The organism is Vibrio sp. 970 (assembly GCF_033339075.1).
On record NZ_JAWOTW010000041.1, the window covers coordinates 1 to 5,922 of the forward strand.

Genomic DNA, 5,922 nt, shown 5'->3' on the forward strand with positions numbered 1-5,922 from the left:
AATCCATGTTTTCATCACCAAGAGATTCAAACGTGATTGCTGCTCTTGGATGTCGTTTATGATTTTCTGCTCGCTTGCTTTCAACGCATCTTGAATACGTTGTTCGTGCCTCTCGAAGTCTTTCTTTAGCGTTTGCTCGATAGCGTTGGCTTGCTTCTTCGATTGCGAATTGAAGTCCCTCGCCATATTCAAAATCTTGCTCATACAACAAACCTTTTAATCTTATGTTTCGTTTCCCACTTTCGGGGTTCTTAATACTGATGCTCTTAGCGGTCACTCTAGCGATCTCAAATCCTTTGCTTTCAAGCGCACCAATTACCCCTTTTCGACTACGGATTGCGCCTGATTGAGCAAGATTAAGTAGGCCATCGGTAAGAAGTTGCTGAATCTCTTTTGCATCGGATGGAGTGTCTTTAGCACTCACCAAGCCTTGCTGATTAGCAGGGTCATCTGGGTCATGAAGCCCTAGTTCAAGATTCTGAATGGTGCGCCACGCATCGATACGAGGATTGTCTGCAAAATGGTAGTAAGGTTGAAGTCGCTTGCCAGAATGAAGCTCAATATTTGGAATAACAAAGTTCAGCTCTAATCGCCCTTTATCAAGATGCTCTACCCAAAGAATGGAGTATTGGTCTTTGTCTAAGCCTGGTAACAAAGCCTTTTCAAAATCAGCCATGAGGCGATCTTTAATCTCTTGTGATAAGTCCGTTTCAGCAAAACAGAGAAAGCCCGATGTGTACTTTTTGGCGTAAGGACTCGAATCAATGAGTGATTGAACTAAATCAGGATCGCCTTGATTGAGTGTCGCCCTCTCCCGATTTCTATCTTTCCCTAAGAGATAATCAACAGGGCCACTCCCAACGCCCTTACCTCTACGAGCGAACTGAACAATCATACTGAGCTCTCATACTTTGCCATTATTTGCCCAAGCTGACGCTCGATTGCTGAAAGTTGAGCCAATACTTGAACCACATTCACGACATCATAATTCTGGGTATTCACTACTCTAGTGATCTGATTCAAGTTATTCCCAAGTCCAGATAACTGGCGCAATAATGCAGGGTCTACTTTAGGAACATTGGCTCTTTTAAGAGTCCGTTCCCCAAGACAAGTCTCTCTCATCCAAGGAGCTAATTCCGCACCATCACACCGATCTTTCAGAGCTTGAAGTTCAGTCTCAGTGACTCTGATCTTGATGGACTTTTCTCGTATCACTTTCTTCTTTTCAGTCATGGCAATCCTTTAATTTGAGTGCTTTTAACTAGGGTTAAGGGAGCGTAGCGTCCCTTACAAGGCACAATGACAACGTAACGAAGTGGAGGGGTCTTTGTGTAGCCTTGCTTATGTGCTTAACAAAAAGATAGAAAGTAAGATAAAGAAATGCAAATAAGGAAAATCATAAAGTATCAAGCAATGACAGCAAGAGCAAAGATGAGGCTAGGCAAGCTAGCGCACACCGCCCTTTCGGCTGCGCCGACCCCTACCCATTTCGACTCAAATTTATGAGTGATTTGGGTATCTTTTTGGTCGCTTTCAGATTGGGTAAGTCTCTTCCCTTTCGGGCTGCCCTGCGCTGTGAGTAAGGCTTTACGCCCCCATTCCAGTCTCACAACACTAATCAATTATTCCTTTTCCGCAGTTCTCCCTCTAGCAGCTACAAGAGAGCGGTTTTATCGTGCTTTCGCAAGTTTTGATTAGTGCCTTTACCTGTCACCTTTGGAACTTCCCTTGGTCGGTGACTGATACGCATCGCCTGTTCCAAAACATCTTGAATCCAAAACAGGTGCAGGAATACTTGAAGTGCTTAGATGATATGGCTATCATGAAAGGACTTACACAGGTTGCAAACTAGTAAGTATTCCGAACAAAACCAGCTCGCCAAAGCTGGTTTTGTCATATCTGGGGATTGAGATTACAACCAAAGAGCTAGGATCTCAACGATCCTTTTCTAAGGTAATGAACGTCCTCAAGAAAAACGCCTCCCATTGGGAGGCGTTTTTCGTATCTGCCAGATGTAAAAAAGGTCGCCTGTTTGGGCAACCTTTTGCGTTCTATCGTTCAGTTCGCACAAAGTGACATTACGTTAAATCCCACTCTTCACATTAAGCGACATGTTACCACCTAACATGCCGAATTTATCTTTAAGTCTTTGAATTTATGTTGACCATGAAAGATTAAATGAGCTTAGATCTGAGTAGAAATACGGCTTTTCGCCGTATAGAAAGCGTTATGTGTTTTTCTTGCAAGCGCCATGATTAATCAAAACTTTTTTCTAGCCATGCGGCATGGGTGAATTAAAAAACGGTGCCTTAGAGCGTCAATTTGGCGCCTTATTTTTGCGATTTTAAGTGGTTGTAAGTTGCTGTTTTTAAGGTGTTTATTTTTCTTGAGAACTGGTTGGTAAATGTTAGTCTTCGACTCAAATAGAAAGAGGGCTAGAAAATGGATAAAACAGACCAGTTATATGTACAAGCAGACTTTTCACATCAAGACATGAGTGGTCAGTATTTTAAAAATTGCAAATTTTTCTGCTGTTCCTTTAAACGAGCGAACCTCCGCGATACACAATTTGTAGATTGTTCTTTCATTGAACGAGGTGAATTAGAGGGGTGTGATTTTTCTTACTCGGATCTTAGAGATGCATCTTTTAAAAACTGCAGTCTTTCAATGTCGTATTTCAAAGGTGCAAATTGTTTTGGTATCGAGTTCAGAGAATGCGATTTAAAGGGTGCCAATTTTTCTCAAGCTAGCTTCATGAATCAGGTATCGAACAGAATGTATTTTTGTTCAGCTTATATAACAGGTTGTAATCTTTCATACGCCAACTTTGAAAGGCAGTGTATCGAAAAGTGTGATTTGTTTGAGAATAGATGGATTGGCGCAAATCTGAGTGGTGCATCATTTAAAGAGTCTGATTTAAGTCGGGGAGTATTTTCTGAAGGGTGTTGGAGCCAGTGTAGGTTGCAAGGTTGTGATTTGAGCCACTCGGAGTTGTATGGTTTAGACCCTCGGAAAGTTGACCTTACAGGTGTAAAAATCTGTTCGTGGCAGCAAGAACAACTTTTAGAGCAATTAGGTTTAATAGTAGTTCCTGACTAAATTTGATGGTTTGAACACACACATAACAAACGCCTCAAGAGGGACTGTCAACGCGTGGCGTTTCCAGTCCCAATGAGCCGCTGTGGTTGCAGTTGTTGTGTTTGAGTTTAGTTGTTATGCGTTGCCAGCCCCTTAGGCGGGCGTTAGCCCTCAGGAGGAAAAATGAAAATATCCATTATGGCAGCAGTTTCTGAGAATGGAGTAATTGGCTCTGGATTGGATATACCTTGGCATGTACAAGGTGAGCAGCTCCTGTTCAAAGCTATGACTTACAATCATTGGCTTTTAGTCGGTCGTAAAACTTTCGACTCAATGGGTAAACTTCCCAATAGGAAATATGCTGTGGTTACTCGCTCAGAAATGGTCTCGAATGATCCAGATGTTATTTATTTCACCAGCATTGAATCGGCATTATCTTACTTAGACAATACGACAACACATGTCTTTGTTTCTGGTGGTGGTGAAATTTACAAAGCATTAATCGAACAAGCAGATGTTATCCATCTTTCAGTGATTCATAAGCACATCTCTGGCGACGTGTTTTTCCCTTCAGTTCCACAGAGTTTCAAACAAACATTTGAGCAAAGTTTCAGTTCAAATATTGATTACACGTACCAAATTTGGGCAAAGGGCTAACAAACTGTTTAAGAGGGATTCACAACGCGTGGCATTTTTACTATGCGTTGGTTTTAGTGGTTAAGGCGGTATGCGGAAGCTTCGGTATTGCGTTGCTCACCCCTTAACAGGGCGTTAGAGCACTCCTAGTAAAGTAACATAGAGTTAACAAAATAATGTTAGATAAATTAGTTGGTAAGGTTATTAATTTCAAAGCGGTCACTAAAACCAAGGTACAGTTTGAATTAAGTGAAAATAATTGTGTAATCGAACTTCAAGTATCTGATGCTTGGGTTATTAATCGTAATGATGAAGTTACTGTTGTCGGCGAGCGGGACTCAAAAACAGGTAAGTTTATTGCCTATGCTTACAATAACCACACAAAGGGAGTATTTGGTAAGTATGATGCCCAAGTAGTAGGTGGATGGTTGTTTGTTGTTATTGGGCTATTCTTTTTTTGGGCTATTTTTCCACTGTTCTTACATGTTCCTGCAGGAATCAAACAGATTTCGCTTGGGAAAAAAGTTAACGAAGCTTTTGACTTGGTGACACAGAGCAAAGTGCTCTAACAAAGCATTTAAGAGTGATTCGCAACGCGTGACTCTGTAACGAAAATCACCTCCCCCTATTGATTAATGTATACCAATTTCATAGAACCACTTGAAGATGTATACATTAATCAGAATCCAAATTTATGCCTGAGCCACACTCAAAATCGGTGTCTATTATTCCTATTATGGTAAATCCGTAAGTTAGGCATCAGAAACCATGCTTCCGACACTCTAAAACGCTCTACACGCTGTTTTAGCAAGAAAACCTAGCGTAGACACCCCTGAAACACTTTGAAAGTTTGTGACGGTTTCAGAACGATTTACAGGACAAAAAGATCGCTGTTCAATTGAAACAAAAAACGCCCTCTAAGGGCGTTTTTCCTATGTATTCATCTTGTCGATGGCATCTTTGCTAAAATCCGACCTCTTTCTGGTGACGAACTGCAAGAACCACTATCTTATCTCCAGAAATACGATATCTAGCCACATAACCATATTTCCCAAACTCAATAATCCAGTCTCGAAATTCTTGGGGCATATTTTCGATCGGTTTTCCAATTGAGGGAGCTTTAGCAACCTCTCTCATGCTACTGATAATTTTTAGACCTGCTCTGGCTGCTGCCCTCGGATCTTTAGCCTTTAAAAACTCTCTGATTCGGTCTAAATCTCGAATGGCTGACGGGGTATAAATCACTTGTGACATTTAGGCGTTTCTACCTCATCCTCACTCCCCCAAGAACCCAACCAATTTTCAACTTCGCTAGCCGTTAAGTGCGAACCTGTCATCTGATACTCATCCCAAGCGTTCAAGGCATCCTGTCTAAATGCCTCTTTCTTTTCTTCTCGTTCGACATACTGAGAGATCGCCTCTTTCATAATCCAATGAGCTGTGCGCTGTTGAGAGTTTGCTAAATTTTGCACTCGATTTTTCAAAGTATCATCGAGTTTTATAGAAGTTGGAGTAGCCATAATAAGTCCTAAACTTAAAGGGTATTACTAGGTAATACCTTAGCAAAGTTCATCCGTTTAGCCAATGGACTAACGATTAAATCCGATATTCTGACTTCTGCGATTTTGGCGTGCTAACGACTGCTCTTGCTGTATTGCTTTTCCAACGACTGGAGCTGCTGCGTCAAGTTGTTTACTTGCATGGTCAAGCTGCTCACACTGCTCTGTAAGCGTTGACTTTCCTCGCTGCTCTGCTCGAATCTTTTCTCTAAATCCTTGTAGAGCTTCACGAACTCGCTGTGCTGCTCCTTGTGCTGCCTCTCTAAAACCTCGAAGGCGTGCAAAAGTTGTTTCTCTAGCTCGGTCATTTATTTCCTCTCCAACTTGATCAGCTCGTTCTTGCCATCGTTCATTGTCCACCCCTCCAGAATCGAGTAACCCTCTGGTATCACAATAAAACGTTCCCCTTTCTGGCTCTCGTACAGAGAAAGCCCCCAAGTCTTGTTCTGGAACTGCTCTAGGATCGCTTTTTGGCGGGCTATCTTTTTCTGATTGTCTAATATCGTCTGCCCTTGATACCAAGCGATCCCGTAACTGACGATCACCAAAAATAACAGGGTCACTGGCAACCAAATCCATGTTTTCATCACCAAGAGATTCAAACGTGATTGCTGCTCTTGGATGTCGTTTATGATTTTCTGCTCGCTTG

General features: G+C 41.8%; 9 protein-coding genes and 1 pseudogene. 3 read left to right on the forward strand and 7 right to left on the reverse strand.

Annotated elements, in window-relative coordinates:
* From R7Q11_RS29870 to R7Q11_RS24355, 3 genes and pseudogenes are all read right to left on the reverse strand, one after another.
* A partial coding sequence (locus R7Q11_RS29870; protein WP_225466803.1) for an MbeB family mobilization protein occupies positions 1-204 on the reverse strand: 204 nt, incomplete at its 3' end.
* A 379-nt stretch (positions 205-583) separates the two neighbouring features.
* A pseudogene (locus R7Q11_RS29875) lies at positions 584-895 on the reverse strand (mobilization relaxase); the annotation flags it as partial.
* Complete coding sequence (locus R7Q11_RS24355) at positions 892-1,233, reverse strand: MobC family plasmid mobilization relaxosome protein (RefSeq protein WP_031780734.1); 342 nt, start codon at positions 1,231-1,233, stop codon at positions 892-894. The gene R7Q11_RS24355 and the pseudogene R7Q11_RS29875, both read right to left, overlap by 4 nt.
* A gap of 1,209 nt (positions 1,234-2,442) precedes the next feature.
* On the opposite strand from R7Q11_RS24355, the gene R7Q11_RS24360 reads away from it, so the two are divergent.
* The 3 genes from R7Q11_RS24360 (at position 2,443) to R7Q11_RS24370 (ending at position 4,283) form a co-directional block, all read left to right on the forward strand.
* Positions 2,443-3,099, forward strand: coding sequence for a quinolone resistance pentapeptide repeat protein QnrVC5 (locus tag R7Q11_RS24360; protein WP_000361705.1), 657 nt, complete (start codon positions 2,443-2,445; stop codon positions 3,097-3,099).
* A 162-nt stretch (positions 3,100-3,261) separates the two neighbouring features.
* On the forward strand, positions 3,262-3,735 hold the full coding sequence (dfrA31, locus tag R7Q11_RS24365) for a trimethoprim-resistant dihydrofolate reductase DfrA31 (RefSeq protein WP_000703246.1): 474 nt from the start codon (positions 3,262-3,264) through the stop codon (positions 3,733-3,735).
* Between the two features lie 155 nt (positions 3,736-3,890).
* Positions 3,891-4,283, forward strand: a complete 393-nt coding sequence (locus R7Q11_RS24370) for a hypothetical protein (protein WP_000884724.1) — start codon at positions 3,891-3,893, stop codon at positions 4,281-4,283.
* A gap of 394 nt (positions 4,284-4,677) precedes the next feature.
* Here the strand turns inward: R7Q11_RS24370 and R7Q11_RS24375 are convergent, their stop codons facing one another.
* The 4 genes from R7Q11_RS24375 to R7Q11_RS29885 form a co-directional block, all read right to left on the reverse strand.
* A complete protein-coding gene (locus R7Q11_RS24375) occupies positions 4,678-4,968 on the reverse strand; it encodes a type II toxin-antitoxin system RelE/ParE family toxin (protein ID WP_025534408.1) in 291 nt (96 codons plus the stop codon).
* Positions 4,956-5,234: a CopG family ribbon-helix-helix protein gene (locus R7Q11_RS24380; protein ID WP_025534406.1), complete on the reverse strand. Its 279-nt coding sequence runs from the start codon at positions 5,232-5,234 to the stop codon at positions 4,956-4,958. The genes R7Q11_RS24375 and R7Q11_RS24380 overlap by 13 nt, the downstream gene beginning before the upstream one ends.
* Before the next feature lie 113 nt (positions 5,235-5,347).
* Positions 5,348-5,581, reverse strand: a complete 234-nt coding sequence (locus R7Q11_RS29880; protein ID WP_031780732.1) for an MbeD/MobD family mobilization/exclusion protein — start codon at positions 5,579-5,581, stop codon at positions 5,348-5,350.
* Positions 5,582-5,922, reverse strand: a 341-nt coding sequence (locus tag R7Q11_RS29885) for a hypothetical protein (RefSeq protein ID WP_405532376.1), incomplete at its 5' end; no start/stop codon positions are given.